The organism is Dyadobacter sp. CY312 (assembly GCF_021390535.1).
Taxonomy (GTDB): domain Bacteria; phylum Bacteroidota; class Bacteroidia; order Cytophagales; family Spirosomataceae; genus Dyadobacter.
Genome location: NZ_JAJUXG010000065.1, coordinates 1 through 543, shown reverse-complemented (window position 1 = coordinate 543; position 543 = coordinate 1). Strand labels below are relative to the sequence as shown.

Sequence of the window (543 nt, the reverse complement as noted above, 5' to 3'; positions counted from 1 at the left end):
TCAGCCATGAAAGCTAGGGATGAAGGACCGTCGCCTTGATTTGCGGCATGAATATGCGCAAACCAGATCCTGCCTTCGCTGTCAACGAGCACTTGCCTTTTCCGTCCATTTACTTTTTTATTGGCATCCGTACCACGTAATTCACAAATCATAGGAGACAACTTAACGCTTTGACTGTCAATACAAAGAATAGAAGGATTCTTATCCCTATGCGTATTTACGCGATCTATTTTGTTAACAGCTCGATTTATTTGCTCAATTACATTTTGCTTTTTCCATTGGCTAAAATACCAATATACCGCTTGCCAATGAGGAAAACAGGAAGGCAGATTTCGCCATTGGCAGCCTGTCCGGAGTATGTATAGAAGTGCATCCATAACCTCCCTCAAATTCAGTTTTCTCCTTCTTTTTGTATTCAAAAATGGTGATATTGCCGCCCATTGGAGATCGGTCAGTCTAGTAAACTGTTTAATCAATGCTTTAATGTTTCGTCACTGCAAAGATGGTACGATCTCCATTCTTCGCAATTCCCAAACACCTTCT

General features: G+C 41.3%; 1 protein-coding gene. It reads right to left on the bottom strand.

Annotated features, from left to right (window positions below; all coding sequences use genetic code 11):
• Nucleotides 1-476, bottom strand: a 476-nt coding sequence (locus tag LZG71_RS30420) for an IS5 family transposase (protein ID WP_255713304.1), incomplete at its 3' end; no start/stop codon positions are given.
• Between the last annotated feature and the right edge of the window lie 67 nt (nucleotides 477-543).